At 34.1% G+C, this 20,176-nt stretch carries 20 protein-coding genes; 11 read left to right on the top strand and 9 right to left on the bottom strand.

Annotated features, from left to right (window positions below):
- The first annotated feature begins 63 nt into the window (after positions 1–63).
- From SBL16_RS05725 to SBL16_RS05705, 5 genes are read left to right on the top strand one after another with little or no spacing between them, the layout of a single operon-like run.
- Positions 64–1,626 (top strand): ABC transporter substrate-binding protein, encoded by a 1,563-nt coding sequence (locus SBL16_RS05725; RefSeq protein WP_107612473.1) that lies wholly within the window; start codon positions 64–66, stop codon positions 1,624–1,626.
- Positions 1,619–2,578 (top strand): ABC transporter permease, encoded by a 960-nt coding sequence (locus SBL16_RS05720; RefSeq protein ID WP_107634595.1) that lies wholly within the window; start codon positions 1,619–1,621, stop codon positions 2,576–2,578. The genes SBL16_RS05725 and SBL16_RS05720 overlap by 8 nt, the downstream gene beginning before the upstream one ends.
- Positions 2,568–3,335: an ABC transporter permease gene (locus tag SBL16_RS05715; protein WP_107612477.1), complete on the top strand. Its 768-nt coding sequence runs from the start codon at positions 2,568–2,570 to the stop codon at positions 3,333–3,335. The genes SBL16_RS05720 and SBL16_RS05715 overlap by 11 nt, the downstream gene beginning before the upstream one ends.
- Positions 3,302–4,075, top strand: coding sequence for an ATP-binding cassette domain-containing protein (locus SBL16_RS05710; protein WP_107612480.1), 774 nt, complete (start codon positions 3,302–3,304; stop codon positions 4,073–4,075). Before SBL16_RS05715 ends, SBL16_RS05710 begins: the two co-directional genes overlap by 34 nt.
- A complete protein-coding gene (locus SBL16_RS05705) occupies positions 4,062–4,694 on the top strand; it encodes an ATP-binding cassette domain-containing protein (RefSeq protein WP_107612482.1) in 633 nt (210 codons plus the stop codon). The genes SBL16_RS05710 and SBL16_RS05705 overlap by 14 nt, the downstream gene beginning before the upstream one ends.
- Before the next feature lie 72 nt (positions 4,695–4,766).
- Here SBL16_RS05705 and SBL16_RS05700 read toward each other — a convergent pair whose 3' ends face one another.
- Complete coding sequence (locus SBL16_RS05700; protein WP_107612484.1) at positions 4,767–5,429, bottom strand: CPBP family intramembrane glutamic endopeptidase; 663 nt, start codon at positions 5,427–5,429, stop codon at positions 4,767–4,769.
- 155 nt (positions 5,430–5,584) lie between these two features.
- Between SBL16_RS05700 and SBL16_RS05695 the strand changes: the two genes are divergently transcribed.
- A complete protein-coding gene (locus tag SBL16_RS05695; RefSeq protein ID WP_107612486.1) occupies positions 5,585–6,403 on the top strand; it encodes a CPBP family intramembrane glutamic endopeptidase in 819 nt (272 codons plus the stop codon).
- 134 nt (positions 6,404–6,537) lie between these two features.
- Here the strand turns inward: SBL16_RS05695 and SBL16_RS05690 are convergent, their stop codons facing one another.
- The 4 genes from SBL16_RS05690 to SBL16_RS05675 form a co-directional block, all read right to left on the bottom strand.
- Positions 6,538–7,146 carry an NDxxF motif lipoprotein gene (locus SBL16_RS05690; protein WP_107612488.1) on the bottom strand — a complete coding sequence of 203 codons (609 nt, stop codon included), beginning with the start codon at positions 7,144–7,146 and terminating at the stop codon, positions 6,538–6,540.
- Between the two features lie 199 nt (positions 7,147–7,345).
- Positions 7,346–8,161 carry a CPBP family intramembrane glutamic endopeptidase gene (locus tag SBL16_RS05685; RefSeq protein ID WP_107612490.1) on the bottom strand — a complete coding sequence of 272 codons (816 nt, stop codon included), beginning with the start codon at positions 8,159–8,161 and terminating at the stop codon, positions 7,346–7,348.
- 103 nt (positions 8,162–8,264) lie between these two features.
- A complete protein-coding gene (locus SBL16_RS05680) occupies positions 8,265–9,797 on the bottom strand; it encodes a sodium:solute symporter (protein ID WP_107612492.1) in 1,533 nt (510 codons plus the stop codon).
- 51 nt (positions 9,798–9,848) lie between these two features.
- Positions 9,849–10,730: an N-acetylneuraminate lyase gene (locus SBL16_RS05675; protein ID WP_107612494.1), complete on the bottom strand. Its 882-nt coding sequence runs from the start codon at positions 10,728–10,730 to the stop codon at positions 9,849–9,851.
- Between the two features lie 244 nt (positions 10,731–10,974).
- Between SBL16_RS05675 and SBL16_RS05670 the strand changes: the two genes are divergently transcribed.
- The gene (locus SBL16_RS05670) at positions 10,975–11,838 is read left to right on the top strand and encodes an ROK family protein (RefSeq protein WP_107612496.1); all 864 of its coding nucleotides are present in this window, start codon (positions 10,975–10,977) and stop codon (positions 11,836–11,838) included.
- Between the two features lie 61 nt (positions 11,839–11,899).
- On the opposite strand, the gene SBL16_RS05665 is transcribed toward SBL16_RS05670, so the two are convergent.
- Entirely contained in the window at positions 11,900–12,706 is an 807-nt protein-coding gene (locus SBL16_RS05665) for a MurR/RpiR family transcriptional regulator (protein WP_037550756.1), read from the bottom strand.
- A gap of 173 nt (positions 12,707–12,879) precedes the next feature.
- Here SBL16_RS05665 and SBL16_RS05660 point away from each other — a divergent pair, with 173 nt between their 5' ends.
- Entirely contained in the window at positions 12,880–13,551 is a 672-nt protein-coding gene (locus tag SBL16_RS05660) for an N-acetylmannosamine-6-phosphate 2-epimerase (protein ID WP_107612498.1), read from the top strand.
- A 24-nt stretch (positions 13,552–13,575) separates the two neighbouring features.
- On the top strand, positions 13,576–14,304 hold the full coding sequence (gene nagB, locus SBL16_RS05655; protein ID WP_107612500.1) for a glucosamine-6-phosphate deaminase: 729 nt from the start codon (positions 13,576–13,578) through the stop codon (positions 14,302–14,304).
- Positions 14,305–14,373: 69 nt separating this feature from the next.
- Here nagB and SBL16_RS05650 read toward each other — a convergent pair whose 3' ends face one another.
- Positions 14,374–14,622, bottom strand: a complete 249-nt coding sequence (locus SBL16_RS05650) for a hypothetical protein (RefSeq protein WP_037550762.1) — start codon at positions 14,620–14,622, stop codon at positions 14,374–14,376.
- Between the two features lie 129 nt (positions 14,623–14,751).
- Positions 14,752–15,909 carry an N-acetylglucosamine-6-phosphate deacetylase gene (gene nagA / locus SBL16_RS05645; RefSeq protein ID WP_107612659.1) on the bottom strand — a complete coding sequence of 386 codons (1,158 nt, stop codon included), beginning with the start codon at positions 15,907–15,909 and terminating at the stop codon, positions 14,752–14,754.
- 218 nt (positions 15,910–16,127) lie between these two features.
- Between nagA and SBL16_RS05640 the strand changes: the two genes are divergently transcribed.
- The gene (locus SBL16_RS05640) at positions 16,128–17,738 is read left to right on the top strand and encodes a BCCT family transporter (protein WP_107612657.1); all 1,611 of its coding nucleotides are present in this window, start codon (positions 16,128–16,130) and stop codon (positions 17,736–17,738) included.
- Positions 17,739–18,012: 274 nt separating this feature from the next.
- Positions 18,013–18,798, top strand: coding sequence for a putative hydro-lyase (locus SBL16_RS05635; protein WP_107612653.1), 786 nt, complete (start codon positions 18,013–18,015; stop codon positions 18,796–18,798).
- 66 nt (positions 18,799–18,864) lie between these two features.
- On the opposite strand, the gene SBL16_RS05630 is transcribed toward SBL16_RS05635, so the two are convergent.
- Positions 18,865–20,064 (bottom strand): DUF819 domain-containing protein, encoded by a 1,200-nt coding sequence (locus SBL16_RS05630; RefSeq protein WP_317953379.1) that lies wholly within the window; start codon positions 20,062–20,064, stop codon positions 18,865–18,867.
- Between the last annotated feature and the right edge of the window lie 112 nt (positions 20,065–20,176).

The following is a 20,176-nucleotide window of genomic DNA, read 5'->3' as shown; positions in this document are numbered from 1 at the left end:
TTTCCAATAACTAAACGCTATTATAAAAAATAATGATGAATACAATGGAAAGAAGGTAAAACATTGAAAAAGCGCATATTCTATTCACTTTCTATGTGCGCGATGCTTATGTTAAGTGGTTGTGCTCAGCATCATAATGACAACAAAGAGGTTAAAGTCTCACTACCTCGTGAATTTAATACAAATCAACTAGATGCACAAGGCTTTGATGCGCCTATGCCTGTGTACAATGCTATCTATCAACCGCTTGTAACTTATGGTAAAAATGGCAAGATTGAACCAGGTCTTGCTACATCTTGGGAAGCTTCAGAAGACGGTAAACACTACCTATTTCATTTAAAGAAGAATGTAAAATTCAATGATGGGTCTGATTTTGATGCATCGGCTGTTAAATTCTCAATTGAACGTGCGAAGGCAACGGATACAACTGACCCTATGGAAACGTTAGATAAATTAAAATCAATAACAATAAAAGATAAACACACTGTTGAGATTGAGTTAAAATCACCGTCAAACCAAGTATTAAATGAATTGTCTCAAGTTAGACCGCTTCGCATTATGAGTCCACACGCTGTTAAAGGTGGCAATACAACTGGTAAATTTGAAAAAGCAATTGGCACAGGTCCATTCAAAGTAGCAGATTCTACAAATGAAACTGTGAGTTTTAAACCTAATACATATTATCGCAATGGCCATCCACTTAATTACAATCTAACTTTCCAATCTATAGAAGATAGTGATTCAAGACACTTAGCGATTGAGAGTCACTCTATTGATATTACAGGTGGTTCATTAGGTCAGATGACACCACAACAAGTGAAAGAATCTTATAGAAACAAAGCACTATCAGTACATACGTCGCCAAGTACAGAAACGCAATTTATGGGATTTAATCCACAGCATAAAATCTTACAAGATAAGACAATGCGAGAGGCGATTAGTAAAGCGATTAACACAGACGACCTATCGTCAGATAAGAAACTGAAGGGTCTATTTCAACAGAATGTTCAATACGTTAATGCTCACAATCAACCTGACCATGTTTACTCGCCTTCGACTTCTAAATCGTTAATCCGCTCTTTAGGTTATAAGATGAATAATGATGGTTATTTCGAAAAGGATGGTCACATACTTTCACTTAAACTCGCACTCCAAACGGATGAATTTCCAGAATGGAAGACGAAAGCTGAAATCATGCAGCAAGACCTTAAAAAAGTAGGAATTAAACTCGATATTAATATTTTAGATTCGCAAACGTATTATGAAACTTTAACGGTGCGTAAAGATTTTGATCTCATTTATTATCGTACATATACAAATGCGCTAATGCCATACAATTTCTTGAATGCACGTTTTAAACAAGATGGCTCACGCCCTGGCGTATTCGCAAACGATACAACCTTAACATCTATGATTAAGCAATTTCCGACGATTATCAACATGCATGACCGACAACGCGCATTTAATAAACTATCGTCTTATATTGATCAGCAATATCTCATAGTTCCTATTTCATATCCTAATGAGACCTTTGTGACAAGTCCTAAAATCAGACAATTCGAGTTCTCAGGACAAACAGATGCACCAATAAATTACGATAAGTTGAAGGTGTCTAATAATGACTAACATTGTAAAACATTTCATCAGACTACTCATCTATTTAATCATCATTTCCTTTGTATTATTTCTTCTTTTAGAGAATACAACCGGTAACCCTGCCGTTCAATACATACAAGAACATGGTGTTGCACAAATCACGCCTGAACGTATTAAAATGGCTCAAGATAAACTTGGTTTAAGTCAGGCAATGCCAGTTCGATATGTCCAATGGTTAGGCAATGTCTTTACAGGCGACCTTGGTACGAGTTTTAGTAATGGTGAACCCGTAACAGAACGTATTTCCCAGGCAATTGTCCCAACCATTAAATTAATATTCGGTTCAGCTCTCATACTGTTTCCTATAAGTTACGTAATTGGTTATTTATGTGGCAATCATTCACGAAAAAAGTGGTCAGTCGTAATAACTCGTATTGCCCAAGTAGTTACATCATTACCAGAATATTGGCTAGCGATTATTTTCATTTATTACTTTGGTGTGAAATGGCATCTATTCCCTTTCGTAGGAAGTAATAGTTGGCAATATTTTGTTCTTCCGATTGTCATACTCGTCCTTGTAGAAGGGAGTCATATGTTGTTGTTAAGCAGTCATCTTTTTGAAAGTACATTACAAAGCCAACCTTTCCAATTAGCTCAATTACGACAATTTAAATTAAAAGATCGTATCTATGTACAAGTAAAAGAAATTTTGGCACCACTCATGACAATCACCATTAATAATTTTATTCATTTATTTAGCCGAGTGATTATTTTAGAAGTTATTTTTAGTATTTCTGGATTAGGTAAGTTATTAATCAATAGTATTAATTTACGTGACTACCCTGTTATTTTAGGCATTTTAATGATGATTATTACCTTTATAATGGTGCTCAATTTCTTCGGTGATGTTTTACTTGAGAAAAGTGACCCACGTCTAAGAATGTCAAAAAAGTCAGGAGGCCGAATAGCTTATGAAGATTAAACATTGGATATGGCCTATTATTGCAATCATATTCGTTATACTTGCTTTTCTGCTTTATGACAAAGCAAACATGATTCATCAATCGGAAGCACTTTTACCTCCAAGCCTTCATCATCTATTAGGCACTGACCATTTAGGACGTGACTTCTTCACTCGCCTATTTGTTGGTAGCATGGTTACACTTGGTTTAACGACGCTCATTATAGTTGGGACCGTAATATTAGGACTAATATTAGGTCTAGCAGCTGCACTAATTGGTCGTTGGTTAGATGCATTATTAATGGCATTTGCTGATATGTTAATTGCTTTACCATCTATTATTATCGCACTTGTCGTATTAGGTTTTATTAATAACTCAATTGTAGGTTTATGTTTGGCCTTGATGATTGGGTGGTTAGGACGCTATTTACGTTATTTCAGAAATTTGGCTCGTGATGTTCAAACACAACCGTTCGTTAAATTTGCGTCATTAAGTGGTTTAACAAAGACACAAACGACAGTACATCATATTATTCCACATCTTATACGTAACGTGACTGCACTCATTACTGCCGATTTTGGAAAATTAATGCTTAGTATTTCAGGATTAGCTTTTATTGGATTAGGAGTAAAACCACCATTGCCTGAATTAGGTGCCATACTCTACGACGGTAAGAGCTACTTTTACTCAGCACCTTGGTTATTCTTCTTTCCAGGAATATTGTTAGGAGGGTTCGCGCTCATATGTCAAATACTCAATCGTCGATTCACTCAATAAATGCTTTACTACATTTGAAGAATGTCTCCGTTTATGACGGAAATCATGCATTGTTGAATCAAGTAGATTTAACTGTTACAGAGGGTAGCTTTCATTGTTTAGTTGGAGAGAGTGGCAGTGGTAAATCTTTATTAGCACGTACAGTTTTGAATATGCGTCATCCTCATCTAAAGTATCAAGGTCAAATTGCTATTGATTTAAATAATACCGATGCCATGTTCCAAGATACTAATAGTAATTTCTTCCAAAATGTACGTATTCGAAAACATTTTGATGCACTATTTGATGCATTAAATACTCAATTGTCGCGACAACAGCAACACGAATTTGTTCTACCTCAATTTAGACATTTAGGATTAGAGAATCCTGAAGATTTATTTAATGACTACCCTTTTCAGTTGAGTGGTGGTATGGCTCAACGAATTGCCTTAGTAATGTCAATTGTTAGAGAAGCTAAATTATTGATCGTGGACGAACCGACAAGTGCACTTGATTTTGACAATCGAAATCAACTAATGAAATTATTAAATCATGTTGTTCAAGAACATAATATGACATTACTATTTATCACGCATGACCTAAGTTTAGCTATGGATTACGCAACACATATTAGTGTGATGCGTAATGGCCAAATGATTGAAAGTGGCGAAGCAAACGATATTTTAGTGCGTCCCGAGCACGCTTACTCACAGCAATTAATTGAATTAGCGCATAGGAGATACCGTTATGTTGCAGATTAAATCTTTAAATAAATCATTTTCTGAAAAGCAGATATTTAAAAACTTTAATTTAGAACTTAAAGATACTGATAATTTAATCATTAGTGGTACTAGTGGAAGTGGTAAGTCTACGCTCGCACAAATCATTGCAGGTTTAGATGATAATTATGAAGGTATGGTAAGTTATAAAGATATGACGCTTGGACATGTGTCACAGCAAGATTGGCTGAAACATATTCAATACGTGCCTCAATATAATCCCAATACATTAGATCCTAAAAAAACAGTTTCTTGGATCTTAAAACAACCTTTAAAACACTTTAATATTCCTAAAAGTCAACATGATGATAAGATGTTAAGCGTCATAGAACAATGTAAACTCGACAAATCTTTGTTACCTAAAAAAGTGAGCACCTTAAGTGGCGGACAATTCCAACGTTTATGGATTGCGAAGGCATTATTAGTTGAACCTGAAGTATTAATTCTAGACGAGGCTACAACGAATCTTGATGTGATAAATGAAGAAATCATACTCCAAATGTTACGAAATATGGATAAGTTACAGCTTATTATTATTACGCATGATCCTTATTTATTAGACAGCCTTCCCGGTAAACATTTAAAAATTGAGCATATTTAAGTTAAAAAACAATGCCTATCAAAACTTAGGCATTGCTTTTTATTGCGTATATACTATGTAATTAAAGTATTTCTACCAAAAATAATTTTGAAATGTAGCTAATATATTACCAAGCATGTGTATGATGATAGGTATTTCGATCCGTTTTGTTGTTAAATATGCAATAACGAAAATGAAACCTGAAAAGCCGTAAATAAACCATTCACCTATGTTGCTTGGGCCATGAGCGCCAGCGAATAAAATAACAGATACTATGCCACCAACTATAGGCGCACCTCTAAATATACCTTTAATTAACAATCCTCTAAATATAATTTCTTCTAAGATAGGACCTAAAATACCTATCGCAATGAGTTGTAAATACAGTGGTACATTGCGGTAACTTTCCTCTAACTCCTTTTCATTCCCTGTTGTAGGCATGAATTCAAAATAAATATAATCTGCACCATTGGCAAGAATGAATCCAATGATAATGATTAGCCATTGCTTTTTAGTTATTCGACTAAATTGAAATAGCTTCAACTTACTTAATTTTAAAATTAGAAATGCGATAATGACCCCTACAATAGCAATCCAAAAGTACTTTGGCTTCTCTACTAAAAATATAACCATTGATTCGGCAACAAATAAAATACAAATTAATAATAGAGATTGTAATAGCAACTTCCAATAAGGTTTTTGAGAAATTTGGAAATCTCCTGTTGTATGGTCATGTGACATTTCATATTTAGACATAGTTAGCCTCCTAAACATATAATTCGAAATGTTAATTTTTAGTTAAGATAACGCATTTTTATGAAGTTACCTACAATAAATGTCAAATATATGTTACATTTAAATAGAAGTATTCATTTCAAGATTTTATATTTCTAGACAAAGGTGGGTTTATTATGATGAATCATCAGAATATGGATACAATTTCTAATACAACATCTTCTTCAAATGAAGATAATTCAACTAAAGACCACATACATACCGAAGAACGTCGTCCAACTGGTAATAAGTTTGTACGTGCCCTTATTTTCATTGGCTGGATGCTACTAATTCAAATTCCTATTGTGAGTAGTATGTTTATCTATAGTTTTTCTATTTATATGGATACATTAACTTGCACATTAGTGACCATCATTTATTTCATACTAGCTGCTGTAGTAATATGGCTAGATAGAAGCTATTACAAACGTCATACCTATGAAAAACCTAAAAAATTTACAGGTAAGGATATTGCAGTTAATGTTGGTTGGGCCGTACTTCTTAGATTAATCGTTATTGGTATGTCATATTTAATGCTATTTGCGACAGGTTCAATGCAAACACAAAATGACAAAATGTTATTAGGTGATATGAACGCTGCCAAACCAACGCCTGATCAATTGGGCCAAGTCTTCCCGCTAATTGTCTTCGTACTGACAATTACATTTGTAGCACCTTATTTAGAAGAACTTGTTTATCGTGGCATTTTTAAAGAAACATTATTTAAACGTACACGATTCTGGTTACCGTTCATCCTATCATCACTTATCTTTGCCTCTCAGCATGGTATTTCAAATTGGGTAGCAATTCTAATGTATACCATGATGGGAATGATATTCTATCTTGCTTACCATCGTCGTAAAAATGTTCGTGACAGCATGATGGTTCATATGATTCATAATGGTGTGAGTGGCATCATGGTTCTAGTAAGTTACTTTATGGTATTTTTTAGTTAAACAATAAACTCTTAAACTAGTTCTAACATAACAAATATTGTCGCAATTTAATCTTAAATATTTCTTAATTTAGAATTGAGAACTTATTAACACTATAAAAGCAGGACTTCATTCTGTCGAAGTCCTGCTTATTCTTATTTATCAAATGCAATGGTCTTTATATTTTTCTCTTTCAAGAATTTCTCAATTTTAGCTTGTTCTCGACCATTCGCAATCGCCTTGTCTTTATTGACATCAAAAATATCTTTTAATGATGCATCTTCATCTAAATTTAACGCACGTTGATTTGTTTGATATGTTGCTATCATATAATTACTTATCTTTTTAGTGTATTGTTCATATTCTTTGTTAGGCATCTGATTATTTTTTATGTACTTAGCAAAGTTATTTAAATTTTGTTCTTGTAAGTCTACAATATGATTAAATTTTTGCTCTTTCTTTTTAGACAACTTTTCGCCAGATTCTAACTTTTCTTCGTAAGGCTCTCTTGCATCTATTAATTTTCTATCGGTATCTAAATATGTTTTAATATCTTTTTTTATCGTACTCTCAGAGATCTTCTGATCTTTAGTTGTTTTATCAAAAATATGTTTAGGTATCTTATCATTATGTTTAGAACTATTTTGTGACTGCTTATTATCATTTGATGTATCTTTAGAATCATTTTCTTCAGACGATGACGAACATCCTACTAATGAAAGGGTTAATACTAATGTTGAAATGAATAATATAAACTTTTTCATATCAAATCTCCTTTTCTATTTATCAGTATTAAATATATTCACAGTCAGAGTATATCGTACAAAATTATATAAATAAACAGAATCGAAAACTTAAATAATATAATTATAATTAGTTTGCTCTTGAAGTTGAATAAAAAATATGAACGTTCGATATAAATAATTAAGGTCCAAACTCCCTTATGGAAGTCTGGACCTTTTCTTATGCTTGCTTTCGTTTAATTGTTAGTAAAATTAGAATAACGCCTATGTATCCTGCGATAGATATAATGGATGCTTCATAGCCAAATTGATTGCCTGTGATGGCTATGTTGTTCGTATGTACGACATATTGCCAAATACTATACTGACTTTCCTTTTCAGTGATAAGTAAAAGTTGGGATAAATTCCAACAAAAATGTAGTGTAATACTCGCCCAAATGGTATTGAATTTATAGGTTGCCAAACCGAACATGATGCCTACTAGTGAACCGCAAATTAATAATAAGAAGAAACTACTAACATTTATCCCACCATTTAATAAATGGATTGCCCCAAAAAATATTGCCGTGGAAATAATGGCAATCTTAATGTTCGTCTTCTTCTCAATGTATCCCATCAACAAACCTCTGCATACCATTTCTTCGACTACTGCACCACCTATAGCTGTTACGAAGATAGCCCAGAAAAACGTGTGCAATGTATCATTTAAATTACCAAAGTGGTGCACAGTAAAATCGCCTGGAACAAAAATGAAATAAATGGCATAAACTACTATTGGTAAGCTTAAACCTAATATCACATAGAGTTTATTAAACTTAGGTGTTGTTATACGATATGCGCTCAAGCGATCTTTTAATACACGTTTAATGAATAAACGAACGACTAAAAAAGCAAAAATGATATATAAAATCCCTTGTAAAATAGCGCCCATACCTAGAAATGGAATTAAATCACTAAAGATGGATGCAATACCTTGTGTAACGACCATGATAAGTAGTGCTAATAAGAACATACCTGCAATTTTCAATATTTTCATGATAATACCTCTATCTTTTTATAATCATTACTATATTAGCATAATGTTAAAGATATAAAATACGAGTCGAACAATCAATGATGTCCAACTCGTATACTAAATATTATTTTTTCTCTACTACTTTAGAAATATATGTTGATGGTTTATCTTTATCAAATATTGTTAGCCCAGTAATATCTTTTGCATTTTTAGATGGTACGACAAGACTTACTAAATAGCCGAAGACGAAAGCAACAACGAATGAAATAATTGATACGTAGAATGGTGAGTTACCTCCACCCACGCCATTTAGTAGGTATGCAATGATTACACCTGCAATTAATCCTACTAAGACACCAAATGTATTCGCACGTTTCGTAAAGATACCTACTGCAAAGATACCAGCTAGCGGTACACCAAATAATCCAGTGATCAATAAGAATAAATCCCATAAATTGTTTGAATCAGCAGCAATTAAGTAAATTGAAATACCATAGCTTAATAAGCCTGCCACAACAATGACTAATCGTGCAAAGTTAACTTCTGATTTATCTGCCCCTTTTCCAAAGAAACGGTGTTTAATATCTTCAGAAATACAAGCAGAGATAGAGTTCAAGCTTGATGAAATCGTCGACTGTGCAGCCGCAAATATAGCTGCAATCAGTAATCCACCCACGAATGGTGGCATTTCAGTTAGAATGAAGTAAGGCACGATAGATGATGTATTGAATCCTTTAGGCAAGACCTGTTCATGTTGATAGAAAGAATACATCATAGTTCCCATTCCATAGAAAATAGGTGCAGAGATTAACGCTAAAACACCATTTGTCCATAACGATTTCTTCGTTTCATCCATAGAGTCAGATGCTTGATAACGTTGAACAACATCTTGACTCGCAGTATATTGGTGTAAGTTGTTAAAGATATTTCCAAGGAAGATAATCGGAATCGCTGCCGCTGCGCTATTTAATTTCCAGTTATCTACACTAATAATCTTCTTATTGGCAATTGCATCACTGACAATTGTGCCGAAACCACCTTTGATTTCAAAAGCACCGATGATAATTATCATTAATGCGCCACCAAGTAAAATAACACCCTGGATAAAATCGCTCCATACAACGCCTTCGAATCCGCCTAAGAAAGTATAAAGAATACATAAAATACCCACTAAACTAGCTACGATGAATGGATTCATATCTGATACCGCTGTGATCGCTAATGTTGGTAAATAAATAACAATCGCTATGCGTCCTAAATGGAAAATGACAAATAATAATGAACCGATGACACGTATACTTGGTCCAAAACGCGCTTCTAAATATTCGTACGCTGATGTTACGCGTAACTTTTTAAAGAATGGTACATAAAATGCGATTAAAATTGGAATAATTGCGACAATCGCAATATTACCAGCGATGTATGCCCAATCTGTTAAAAATGCCTTTTCCGGTGTAGACATAAAGGTAATGGCACTTAAAGTCGTTGCATAAATCGAGAACCCAATGGCCCACGAAGGCAAACGACCACTTGCCGTGAAGAAACTATCCGTATCTTTACCAGCCCTTTTAGTAAAGTACGCTCCAATTAATAACATAATGACAAGATAACCAATAACAGCTACCCAGTTCCATGCCCCAAAACCGACTTGATGCATAATCAACACCCCTTGTGTTACATATTCTGTTGTTAAATATTCTTAGTTTGTTTATAAATCGTATTTCTTAATTAATGTGTCCAATGCGTCGCGATGTCTTTCATCAAATGGTCGGAATGGACGTTTAGGCAATCCGCCATCGATACCACGCGTTTTCAATATTTCTTTTAATGTTGGGTAAATGCCCATACTTAATACCGTTTCGATGATGTCATTTGTATCATGTTGTATTTGATATGCTTCAGCAATTTTGCCTTCTCGTGCTAAATCAAATATTTGTCGTGCACGGCGACCATTCACATTGTATGTTGAACCAATTGCCCCATCGACACCTGATATTGTCGCTTGCACTAACATTTCATCAAATCCAGATAATATGAGTTTATTAGGAAATGCCTTACGGATACGTTCTAATAAGAAGAAGTTCGGTGCAGTGTATTTCACGCCTACAACTTTTTCATGATTAAATAACTCGCCAAATTGTTCGATGCTAATATTGACACCTGTTAAGTCAGGAATCGCATAAATAATCATATTGTTTTGTGTTGCTTCGATAATGTCGAAATAATATTGCTTAATTTCTTCAAAAGAGAATGGATAATAGAATGGTGTCACTGCTGATAGCGCATCATAACCTAGTTCTGTTGCGTATTTCCCAAGTTCAATCGCTTCATTTAAATCTAATGATCCAATTTGCGCAATTAAGTTCACATCGTCTCCAACAGTTTCTTTCACTACTCTAAAAATTTGTTTCTTTTGTTCTTTACTAATTAGGAAGTTCTCCCCAGAACTACCATTCACATATAGACCATCAAGTTTTTCAGTCTCAATCGCATTTTTAGTAATTTGCTTTAATCCCTCTTCTTTTACTTGTCCATGTTCATCAAAAGGTACAAGTAATGCGGCGTATAATCCTTTTAATTTATCTTCCATGTCACGTTCCTCCAAATCAATTTTTATTCAAATTCATTTTTATAAACATTGAGATAAATTCAATTACAATAAATTTCTATTTACACCTCGAATTGTAAACGCTATCATTTTCTTAAACAACTACTTTTGAAAAAAATTTAACAAAATATTGCGAATTTGATGAAAATATTTTTCAAAAAAGAATAATGACGATTACTTTAATTTGAAGTGTCGTTATAATAAAGACGACTAAGGAGGTACCTCAATGTATAAAATAGCTGTAGATATAGGTGGAACAAATATTAAAGTGGCAGTCATTAATGATGACTTAGAAATGATTGATTATAAAAAGATTAAAACGCCAGATAATATTAATGTGCGTATTGTAGATGAAACATATCAATTAGTAGCAGCATTTATGAAACAATATCAACTTAAAAATCCATTTATTGGTATTTCAAGTGCTGGTGTCGTCGATTCAGATTTAGGTCAAATTATTTATACGGGGCCAACCATTCCTAATTATGACGGTACACAATTCTTCGAAGTCTTCAAAGATTTATCGTCTGATATTGCTGTTTATAATGATGTGGATGCGGCATTGTTAGGGGAACTTAAACTCCATCATTATGAAGAAGATAATATATTTTGTTTAACTTTGGGGACAGGTATTGGGGGCGCATTTTACAGTGAAGCTTCTGGCATTTATCAAGGTTCTCGTCACCGTGCCAATGAAATTGGTTACTTACTTTATCGTGAAGAAGATGGTAAAACATTTGAGCAACGTGCCTCAACATCAGCTCTTAAAGATTTAATGACTAAACATCAATTTGAACATGGTACGGATGTACCTAGATTATTTGATCTAGCAGAAGATGGTAATGAAGAAGCACTTAATATTCTCAATGAATGGAGTAATTATGTTGCAGAAGGTATTGCTCAAATTCAAATTATTTATGATCCAAGCTTGATACTTATCGGAGGCGGTATTTCATCTCAAGGAGAAACACTTCTCAAATATATAGAACCTAAAATTCATCATTATTTACCTTCTGATTATGGTATTGCTAAGATACAAACAACTCAAACAGAGAATCATGCTGCTTTATTCGGCGCACTCACTAAATAACAGCTGGATCTAAATAGAAGTGGGACACTGAATTCATAACGAATTCTGTCCCTCTCCTCACTCATTCTTTCTCATTTCCTAAAATGACGTCTCGTGTTTGTTGATACACTTGGTGCATATGTGTGTCATTCAGTAATAAATAACTCACGATATCTAATAAAAATAGTGTTGCGATCTGTGAGTTGATGAATTTTGAATCATTGTTACTTGATTGAGCCGTCGTGATTAATACTAAATCTGCATTCTTAGTAAGCGCACTACCTTCGAAATTTGTTATGACTACGACATACGCCCCTTGATTGCGAGCAATCTTCGCAGCTTCAATTAATTCTAACGTTTCTCCACTATTTGAAATAGCGACAAACATATCTCGTGATGAAAGTAGCGACGCTGATATCTTCATTTGGTGCGCATCTGTTGATACAGAACCTTTGATACCCATACGCATTGTGCGATAGTAAAATTCACTTGCCGTTAATCCCGAACTTCCTAATCCTGCGAAATTGACTTGTCTACACGTTTTTAAATTGTGTGCTAGACGCTTAATCTTTTCCTCGGAAATAAATTCACCCGTTTGTTGGATAATGTTTTGATGATAACGATGAATGAGCTGAACAAGCGGTGCATTTTCTACTACCTTTTCTGATTTTTCGTGTTGCAAATTAAACTTCATATCTTGAAAGTTGGCATAATTTAATTTGCCACTAAATCTTGTAATGGTCGCTGGTGATGTCCCAATAGCATATGCTAGGGAATTAATTGTAGAGAAATTTTCATCAAGTTCATGTGTTTGTATATATTCAATAATTTTTTTATCCATTTTCGTTAATAAATGTCGACTTCGTTGAATACGATTTTCAAATTTCATGACAGCACCTCGTAAATAAGTTAGTTAAACTGTATTATATTTGAAAATATTTTTCAATTCTCAATTATAAATTGATAAATTTTTTCTTAATGTTATGATATGAATGAATAAACGAATCAATTACAAATACTATTTCTATTTACAATTTTGAAAAAGACGGAGCGTGTTTAAAAATGTTACCAAATGGATTAATCGTGTCATGTCAGGCGTTACCTGACGAACCATTACACTCATCATTTATTATGTCAAAGATGGCTCTAGCAGCTTATCAAGGTGGAGCGGTTGGTATACGTGCGAATACTAAAGAAGATATTTTAGCGATTCGAGAAGAAGTATCACTACCGGTTATCGGAATTGTAAAACGAGATTATGAAGGTTCTAATGTATTTATTACAGCAACTTCTAAAGAGGTGGATGAACTAATAGATAGTGGATGTGAAGTGATTGCTTTAGACGCGACAACGCAAACACGTCCTAAGGAGTCCCTTGAAGAATTAGTTCATTACATTCGAGAGAAAGCACCCCATGTTGAAATCATGGCGGATATTTCAACTGTTGAAGAAGCCATCAATGCAGATCATTTAAACTTTGATTACATTGGCACAACATTACGTGGGTATACGTCTTATACAAAGGGACACATTCTCTTTGAAAATGATTTTGAATTTTTAAAAGAAGTATTAGAAAAGGTCAACGCGAAAGTTATCGCAGAAGGTAATGTCATTACACCTGAAATGTATAAAAAGGTAAGCGACTTAGGCGTACATTGTACGGTTGTCGGTGGCGCAATTACACGTCCTAAACAAATCACTGAACGTTTTATAGAAGCTGTCCAACAAAAATAATTACTTAATTTGGAGGCGTAAATCATGAAGATAACGAACTTAGTAGATAAAAAATTAGCGAGTGATTATGTTGCAATTGAACTATTGAAGTTAATTAAAGATAAGCCTGATGCTATATTAGGGCTTGCTACTGGTGGCACGATGACAGATGTTTACCCACGCTTCTCAGAATTAGCATTGGCTAATCAAGTAAATTTAGCAAAAGTTCAAACATTCAATTTAGATGAATATGTAGGATTAGCACCTGAACATGCTCAAAGTTATCATACGTATATGCATCAATTATTATTTGATCACAATACTAGTTGGAATGCCGATAACATTCATATTCCTCAAGGCCATGTTGATGATTTAAAGCGTGAGACACGTCGTTATGAGGATCAATTGAAACAAATTGGTCAACCCGACATTCAATTATTGGGTATTGGTGAAAATGGACATATCGGCTTCAATGAGCCTGGCACATCTTTTGAAAGTGAAACGCGTGTGGTTGATTTAACTGAATCAACGATTAATGCTAACAGTGTTCATTTTGATCATATTGATGATGTGCCTAAACAAGCTGTTTCTATGGGATTGAATTCTATTATGCGTGCGAAACGAATCATCTTATTAGCATTTGGAGAACGTAAACGTGATGCAATTCATCAACTCTTGAATGATGAAACAACTGAGTCATTACCTGCATCTATCTTGCATCAACATCCTAATGTAGAAATCATCGTTGATGACACTATTTTCAAACATTTATAGTTCACTACCCAAATAAAATAAAAAACAGAAAGTGGATTGATGACCAATCCGCTTTCTGTTTTTTTCATATTATGAATGTTTAAATAGTTTTAAAATTAAATACATAATAATACTAATAACCGCAATTACTGAGAAAGTAATTAAGAATATTAATTCTGTTTGGTGAAATTCAAATGCTAAAGTAAAATTATTAAAACTTTTGAATGTGCTATAAACGATTAAATTAAGTAGGATTAATGCGATTAAAGCAATAATAGATAACCACGCTAACCAACTAAAGAAATGCTTAGCGTTAGGGAATCTGAAATCATTATTCATGAATGGACACCTCTCTTCCGTCGCTCGAGTTTCGTATCAAACATTTACTACATATATACACTAGAATGTATATCTTTAAACGCGAATAGAGGTTAGAGAGAATTTATAATAACTACATCAACCAATTTTTTAATATTGATGTACAACTCCTGATTTAATTGTTTTATCAATACGAATCGTATCATCTACGACAACGATATCAGCATCTTTACCAATTGCTAAACTACCTTTATGGTCATCAATTTTCAATGCAATGGCTTGATTCAAACTCGTTACTCGCCATAAATTCTCTAATGAATCATGTGTATATTCAATTAAATTATACAAACCGTCATTCATTTTCAAGATGCTACCTGCTAAAGCGCCACTTGCTAAGCGAGCCTCTTTTCCTTTAACGATGACATTCTGTCCGCCTAAATCATATTCACCGTCTTCCATCCCTTTCGCACGCATTGCATCTGTGATGAGATACATATGTTCATTTCCCTTTTGCTTATAAGCAATATGTACAGAAGCAGGATGCGAATGAATACCATCAACTATAATTTCCGTATTTAATTGTTCATTCGTCCATGCCGCACCAAAGACACCTGGATCGCGATGTTCAAATGGTGTAGCAGCATTATATAGATGTGTTACATGTTTAGCACCGTGGTCGACCGCTTCATTCGCTTCATCAAACGTTGCCACAGTATGCCCCATTGAAAAAATAATATCTTCATGTAATTGATTGAGTGTATCATGCGCACCTTCAACTTCAGGCGCAAAGGTAATAATTTTGATTTGCTGATTCGCAACTTCTTGGAAATGTTGAATCTTAGACGCTGACGGACGTTGCACATATTTAGGATTTTGCGCGCCAACTTTATGCTCTGAAATAAATGGACCTTCTAAATGAACACCACCTACTTCAGCCGCTTCTCCTCGTTGTTGATCAGCTTGATATGTCACAATATTTTTCAATGCCTTTTCAATATTAGCATCAGATTGTGTCATCGTCGTTGCTAAGAATGTTGTCGTTCCCTCTGATAATAACTGTTCAGCCAAATGTTTCAATCCTTCATAAGAAGCATCCATTGCATCCTCGCCATAACCACCATGAATGTGAATATCTATGAAACCTGGTAATACATTTTGACCTTTCACGTCAATTTGTTCTAATTCTCCAGTATACGTACCTTGTTGAATATCACTTATTTTGCCATCTTCTACTACAAGGTATCCATTTTCAATAACTTGCTTTTCCGTATAAATTTTACCATTTGTAATGACATAGTTTGTTGACATGATATACCTTCTTTTCTATTTAATTCTTCAAATTTTCATCTCAATTATAGCATTTCATTAGGCCATATTTAGCCAAATTTCTCTTTTGGAAAAAGTTTTCAAAACAGAACACTATTACTTAGAAATCATGATATTTCAAATAAATTGAATTTTGAAAATATTTTATATTATAGGTATACTCAAATTAAATAAAATATAAAGGATGACTTAATTGAACAATGAATGACAAGCGAAAGAAAAATAATTATTTAGTATATGTGATATCCGTAGCCATCATTGTACTTATTACTGCTATGGCCGGATTCTTTCCTAAAGCATTTGGCGCCTATGCACAGCATATTTATAATTTTATTTCTAATTCATTTGGTTGGCTGTTCTTACTTATTATATTTATTTTAGATATCTTTTTAATCTCGTTAGCAATTTCTCGTTACGGTCGCTTTAAATTAGGCAGTGATGATAAAGAACCTGAATTTTCATTTTTATCATGGTTAGGTATGCTATTTTCGGCGGGGCTTGGTGTCGGTATTGTATTCTGGGGTGTTGCTGAACCACTCACACATTATCTTCATTCACCGTTTCCAAAAGATGTTCCGAATCAATCAGCAGAGTCAGCACGTGTAGCTATGGGCTATACCTTCTTCCATTGGGGTATTTCACAATGGTCTATCTTCGCCATGGCTGGACTTATCGTGGCATATTTTCAATTTAGAAAGAAGCGAGATGGTTTAATTTCTACAGCAATGGAACCTGTCTTTGGTCAAGCTTACAAACGTCCATTTCGAAATGTGATTGATATTTTAGCAATTATAGCTACAGTTATGGGGATTGCCACTTCTATAGGTCTTGGTATCATGCAAATTAGTGGTGGATTGAATCATGTCTTCCATGTACCAAATAATAACGTTACAAAAATTGCAATTACGGTACTCATGGTTTGTATTTTCTTAGGTTCTGCGATAACTGGATTAAATCGAGGTGTTAAATGGCTAAGTAACATCAATATTATTTTAGGCGCTGTTTTACTACTATTCATGCTTATCTTTGGAGACCTAAAATTCATCTTTGAATCTTATACTCTAGCAATTGGAGACTATATTAGACACTTTGTTGAATACAGCTTACGTATCAATCCATATTCTGGCAATAATGCTTGGATACAACAGTGGACTGTCTTTTACTGGGCATGGGTAATCTCATGGTCACCATTCATAGGAGGTTTCGTCGCTCGTGTATCTCGTGGACGTACAATTCGTGAATTTATCATGTGTGTTTTAATCGTACCTCCACTCATTTCATTCGTATGGATTGCAGGTTTTGGTGGTATGGCCGTTAAAGTTGCTATGGGTGGCGATAACATCGCTAAATTAGTAGATAAAGATTACACAGTGGCTTTATTTGAATTGCTATCAAAATTTCCATTAGCTGATATTACGAGCATATTAGCAGTCGTCTTAATATTCTTACTCATAGTGACAAGTGCAGACTCAACAACACATATTGTTGCTGGCATGGCAACAGGAGGCAGTGAGAATCCAAAGGTGAAACATAAAGTGATTTGGGGATTGCTCATCGGTGCCATTTCAGTTGCAATGACGATTGCAGGTGGTTTGACGAGTTTACAAACTGCATCTGTTGTAACAGGATTACCATTCTCTATCATTCTATTACTAATGACACTCTCAATAATGCGGGCGCTTCGCAGAGAACATACGAAGCACTTCCAAATGTCTTATATTGATGATGACAAAGATTATTCTATTCCATTAGAACAACGAGAAGATCATAATAAATCTAATGAAAAGGAACAAAACAATGAAGAAGAATAACAATATGGAGCTGTACTTTAATTTACTGCCTTTAATTGGACTAATCATAAGTATAATTTTATTCATACTATATTTTGTCATTTATCGCGTAGATGATAATTGGGTTATTGTAAGTTTATATTGTTTATTACCAATATTTGTGAATAGTTCGATCACTTTAGCATACAAGCTTTTTAATAAATAGCGCATATACCGCTCTTGTCATATGTGTAATTTTAAAATAATGTAGTAATAAGCACTTTCTATTATTAAGGGGAAACAAGGGGGATTTATAATGAATTACAAACAGGCATCACCTGAAGTATTACGTCAATTAATTCGAGATGGAGAACTTGTCGGTCACACAAGCGGTATGGCAGAGGGTTACATACAAGCTAATGTGGTTATATTGCCATCGAAATATGCTTATGATTTCTTAAAGTTTTGTTTTAGAAATCCAAAGACTTGCCCACTCTTAGATGTATCAGAAATTGGCGCACATTCTTTTCCATATTATGGACCTAATGCAGATATACGCACTGAAGTTCCGAAGTATCGTATTTATGAACATGGCCAATTGATTAAAGAAGTTGATGATATCACTGATCTTTATACAGAAGATATGGTTAGCTTTCTAATTGGTTGTAGTTTCACTTTTGAGCATGCCATGTTGGAAGCTGGCTTACCTGTACGTCATATTGAAGAGGGTCATAATGTACCGATGTATCGTACAAATATACCAGCACATTCAAGCGGATACTTTAAAGGTAATATCACAGTTAGTATGCGTCCTATGACTATGTCTCAAGCGATTAAGGCAACAGAAATCACATCACATTTTAAGAATGTTCATGGCACGCCAATCCATATTGGCACACCAGAAGAACTAGGAATCACTGATATCGATAAGCCTGATTATGGAGAAGCTGTCACAATCAAACCTAACGAAGTACCTGTCTTTTGGGGATGTGGCGTGACACCACAATCTGTTGCACTTGATGCCAAACCTGAGTTAATGATTACACACTCACCCGGACACATGTTTATTACAGATATTAAAGATAGCGAATTAAATGATTAATTTTTTTGAAAAAGGGAGATACGCAGCTAAAAATTATGCTGAGATATCTCCCTTTGTGTATTTATATTATCCAATGTGTATTAAAAGTTGATAAATAAGTGTGCCCGCATAGTTCCCTATGACATAACCCAATGTACCTATAATTAGTATCGGTCCAACAAGACCTTGCCATCCTTTACTGATAGCTAAAGCTGCTGCCGTTGTAGGACCACCAGCAGTAGCATTACTTGCCAACAGTATTTCTTCAATCTTAAAGTTAAATAACTTTCCTAGTATTAAACTTAAACCTAGATTGAAAATTAAAATAATCATCACAAAGACAAATAATAGTGGTGCAGTTTTTATAATCGTCATAAATGAAGCAGGTGTTCCTATCACTACAAAGAATATGTAAATAATAAATGTTCCAATTTCTGAAGAACCGGCTAATTTATCAAAGAAATCTCCCCAAATAGCCACTGCCAATAATGTAAGTGTTGTAAGTAACAAGTATTGATCGCCAAAGAAAGAAACCAGTATCGTAAGTAGGACATTAGACTGCGGTATCACATGTTGAATGACTTCAGATAATTTAAAACTGATTGCTACTAATGCCACTGCAATCGCTATTGAAAGTGCAATATCTAATAATTGAATTTGCTTCGGTTGCCAATAAGATTGTTGCGTTTCTGGTGTTGACTCAGTTTGATAATCTGTCTTAAACCACCTTTTTATAATAGGTAAAGACGGTATTGCAATCAACAACATAAAGTACAATGCCATAACACTATTATCTGCAACGACAGTTGATGATATCATGTCACTTGGTGTTTTAAACTTCGTGCTTAAAGCTGCAAAGTTCACGCCACCTCCTATATAACTTCCTGTCATCATCGCACCAATTTTTGATAAATATGGAATCCACTGATGAAGTAAAATAAATCCTACCGTTGTCCCCATCAATGTTCCAACTGATGCAATTAAGAAGATATATAATAATCGACGACTTTCCTTCCAAATTTTTAAAATATTAGAACTGAACAATAATAAAGGAATTGATATTGGTACCGCGTAATCCCACACTGTATCATAAACCGGCGATTCAGTCGGGATAATCTTAAAATTGGATAATAACATAGCTCCTACTAATGCAATGATGGCACCTGAAATGATACTTGCCCATTGATATTTCTGTTCCAAGAAGATACTGACTGTCGCCCAAACTATAATTATGGCCCATAATATCCACGTATCATCTTTTGCGATTAATGTCCCTATTGTAAACATCATCCCATCCCCTTTCTTGAGTAACATTTTATACTATTCATAATTTAATTTCGATAGTCTATGTCGTTTTTATAACGTTATAATCTACTGATAATAATTCTCAATAAAATGT

The organism is Staphylococcus sp. NWU MK-U1, from assembly GCF_033283505.1.
GTDB classification, from domain to species: domain Bacteria; phylum Bacillota; class Bacilli; order Staphylococcales; family Staphylococcaceae; genus Staphylococcus; species Staphylococcus haemolyticus.
The sequence above is the reverse complement of the archived record's forward strand: the minus strand, read 5'-3'. Positions and strand labels throughout refer to the sequence as shown.

What these genes read in the sequence shown, in the direction of transcription:
- SBL16_RS05720 (WP_107634595.1), top strand. Translation starts at nt 1,619, where the DNA reads ATGACTAACATTGTAAAACATTTCATCAGACTACTCATCTATTTAATC.
- SBL16_RS05715 (WP_107612477.1), top strand. Translation starts at nt 2,568, where the DNA reads ATGAAGATTAAACATTGGATATGGCCTATTATTGCAATCATATTCGTT.
- SBL16_RS05710 (WP_107612480.1), top strand. Translation starts at nt 3,302, where the DNA reads ATGTCAAATACTCAATCGTCGATTCACTCAATAAATGCTTTACTACAT.
- SBL16_RS05705 (WP_107612482.1), top strand. Translation starts at nt 4,062, where the DNA reads ATGTTGCAGATTAAATCTTTAAATAAATCATTTTCTGAAAAGCAGATA.
- SBL16_RS05700 (WP_107612484.1), bottom strand. Translation starts at nt 5,429, where the DNA reads ATGTCTAAATATGAAATGTCACATGACCATACAACAGGAGATTTCCAA.
- SBL16_RS05695 (WP_107612486.1), top strand. Translation starts at nt 5,585, where the DNA reads ATGATGAATCATCAGAATATGGATACAATTTCTAATACAACATCTTCT.
- SBL16_RS05690 (WP_107612488.1), bottom strand. Translation starts at nt 7,146, where the DNA reads ATGAAAAAGTTTATATTATTCATTTCAACATTAGTATTAACCCTTTCA.
- SBL16_RS05685 (WP_107612490.1), bottom strand. Translation starts at nt 8,161, where the DNA reads ATGAAAATATTGAAAATTGCAGGTATGTTCTTATTAGCACTACTTATC.
- SBL16_RS05680 (WP_107612492.1), bottom strand. Translation starts at nt 9,797, where the DNA reads ATGCATCAAGTCGGTTTTGGGGCATGGAACTGGGTAGCTGTTATTGGT.
- SBL16_RS05675 (WP_107612494.1), bottom strand. Translation starts at nt 10,730, where the DNA reads ATGGAAGATAAATTAAAAGGATTATACGCCGCATTACTTGTACCTTTT.
- SBL16_RS05670 (WP_107612496.1), top strand. Translation starts at nt 10,975, where the DNA reads ATGTATAAAATAGCTGTAGATATAGGTGGAACAAATATTAAAGTGGCA.
- SBL16_RS05665 (WP_037550756.1), bottom strand. Translation starts at nt 12,706, where the DNA reads ATGAAATTTGAAAATCGTATTCAACGAAGTCGACATTTATTAACGAAA.
- SBL16_RS05660 (WP_107612498.1), top strand. Translation starts at nt 12,880, where the DNA reads ATGTTACCAAATGGATTAATCGTGTCATGTCAGGCGTTACCTGACGAA.
- nagB (WP_107612500.1), top strand. Translation starts at nt 13,576, where the DNA reads ATGAAGATAACGAACTTAGTAGATAAAAAATTAGCGAGTGATTATGTT.
- SBL16_RS05650 (WP_037550762.1), bottom strand. Translation starts at nt 14,622, where the DNA reads ATGAATAATGATTTCAGATTCCCTAACGCTAAGCATTTCTTTAGTTGG.
- nagA (WP_107612659.1), bottom strand. Translation starts at nt 15,909, where the DNA reads ATGTCAACAAACTATGTCATTACAAATGGTAAAATTTATACGGAAAAG.
- SBL16_RS05640 (WP_107612657.1), top strand. Translation starts at nt 16,128, where the DNA reads ATGAATGACAAGCGAAAGAAAAATAATTATTTAGTATATGTGATATCC.
- SBL16_RS05635 (WP_107612653.1), top strand. Translation starts at nt 18,013, where the DNA reads ATGAATTACAAACAGGCATCACCTGAAGTATTACGTCAATTAATTCGA.
- SBL16_RS05630 (WP_317953379.1), bottom strand. Translation starts at nt 20,064, where the DNA reads ATGTTTACAATAGGGACATTAATCGCAAAAGATGATACGTGGATATTA.